The sequence below is a fragment of the Bartonella taylorii 8TBB genome, assembly GCF_902825155.1.
In the GTDB taxonomy this organism is placed as follows: Bacteria; Pseudomonadota; Alphaproteobacteria; order Rhizobiales; family Rhizobiaceae; genus Bartonella; species Bartonella taylorii_A.
Window position 1 is genome coordinate 1 of sequence record NZ_CADEAG010000030.1, and the last position, 1,996, is coordinate 1,996.

The 1,996-nt window shown below is 40.7% G+C and carries 3 protein-coding genes; all 3 read right to left on the minus strand.

The window, feature by feature from the left end; genetic code table 11:
• Positions 1 to 394 (minus strand): hypothetical protein (locus tag J7R13_RS08450; RefSeq protein WP_208438274.1); only part of this gene is annotated, 394 nt, incomplete at its 3' end.
• Between the two features lie 194 nt (positions 395 to 588).
• Positions 589 to 1,002: a hypothetical protein gene (locus J7R13_RS08455; protein ID WP_208438272.1), complete on the minus strand. Its 414-nt coding sequence runs from the start codon at positions 1,000 to 1,002 to the stop codon at positions 589 to 591.
• A gap of 20 nt (positions 1,003 to 1,022) precedes the next feature.
• On the minus strand, positions 1,023 to 1,996 hold a 974-nt coding region (locus J7R13_RS08460), incomplete at its 5' end, for a filamentous hemagglutinin (protein ID WP_208438273.1).

The window sequence follows — 1,996 nt, forward strand, 5'->3', positions numbered from 1 at the left end:
TCATGGCCCGTTCCTTCTTGCTCGTATTGCTGAGACCAAAAGTGTCATTATCCATAAATTGCTGATATCCAGCTATCATGAGATCGGTTAGGAACGAGTCACCTTTCGGAGGTTGTGTAAAATAAATCCCCTTTGAATCCTGCAATTTATACCGGAAGCCTGCTTTTTTCATGCATTCATAAACTGAAGCAAATTCACTTGCATACGAATTCATATCACTAGAAGAAGCATAAACCGGTTTCCAGCCACATTTTAACAGTGATTGTTCAATGACAGCCCGATCTGTTCCAGGCTTTTCCCATAAAGCCAAAGTCGATGGGGGAGGATTGCCTAACTGACATCCAGCTGTATTTAACAGAGCCATGCAACTCAATAGTTTTAAGATTTTTTTCAGTTTTAAGGTTTGTTTCATTTTTCCCCTCTTTCAATGGATTTATTTACGATAAGAAGGCTCGTAAGCCTGTTGATATTTTCTGTCACCACTGTTTAAAACAGTGGTGAACAATATTGAGATGGTAGATTGAGGAAACAATCCCCTCATTCCAAACAAAAGCAAGTATGGGGGTTGATTACCATCACAAGAAAAACTTAAGGCTGGCATTTACGACTGTTTTTATATTGTTTACAAAAAGGGCTGTTTAAGCGCTTCTTGACACTGGGCCTCGGGATAACAGCGCCTGGACGACAAATGGGCAAGTTTTCCTCTCTAAAAGTATAACATGGCCCTCCCGCTCTTGCTACTTCTTCATCTTTATAGCGGAATCCTGATTGAACCATGCAAGCATAAATTGTTGCTTTTGCATTGATGCTCTGCTTTCTGTTTTCTGGATCGACATCATAAGGCGTTGGCATGCCACATTCTAACAAGGCTTTTCCTATCTCAGTAAAACCTGCTCCTGGCTTTTCCCAAGCACTCAAATACCCTCCAGGAGTTTTATTAAACTGACATCCAGCTATACTTAACAAAGTTACAGTGCTTAATAATTTTAGAGTTTGTTTCATTTTTTCCTCCATGATTTAATTCAAGGCTTTTGTTCTAAATGAGATGTGCCATAGCGCCATATACACTTATCACTCGCATCTCCAAGACAGGTATGAGAACTTATGGGATTCATGGTCACTCTCCACCATTCTGTCCACCAGTTACTACCAGCAGGGAGTGTCCCGTGGGTATAGCCATTACCACCAATAATTCTGCTTACAGGGTCATATCTATTCCCATCAAAGCCAATAGTAGTTTGTTTGCCATCACTCACATAAGTTAACAGACCGGATGCAACTAAAACATTAAAGGCTGGTCCATAAAAATTGATATTCGTGTTGTCGGCTATACCGTGCACACCTTCTTGTTTGAAAGAATACAGCATATTCCCCAATGTCATGGTACCGCGGCTATAGCCATAAAGTTCTAACCCTGTAATACCATGGCTATACACCAAATCTTTTGCTTCTTGTGTGGAATTGGTCAAACCCCAAAAGTTATTTTCCATAAACTTCTGGTACCCTGCTACCAGAAGTTCTGAGATAGCAGAATCTGCTTGAGGGAAGATAACAATATAAAGCGGTTCATTTTTATTTTTAGCATGTTGAACCGCATAAACAGCTGCCTCTTCAGGCGGAGTAAAAATGCCATTAAAGGAGACATGCACCTTGCCATCAGCACCTTCTTGCAAATGTTCCTTTTCCTCAGCCGTTAAATAATGAAACTTAGGTATTTTTTGTCCACGAGCATCTCTTATAGGTACCCCATTTGCATCTATTTCATAGAGTATATTGCCCTTTTCATCACGGTCGACCACAGCGATGGGGTGTTCCTTGATAAACATAGTTTTATAGGACTCATCGCTGTATTTAAACCCTTCTTCTAAGAGTTGCGTTGCCATTTCACGGTTTTCATGAACGATTTGTTCCAGCTTGCCTACATCGAGCTGTTGTACACCCTTATGAGCTGTAGTGGTATCACGATTAAGGGAAGCTATGGCTTGCTCAACATCTT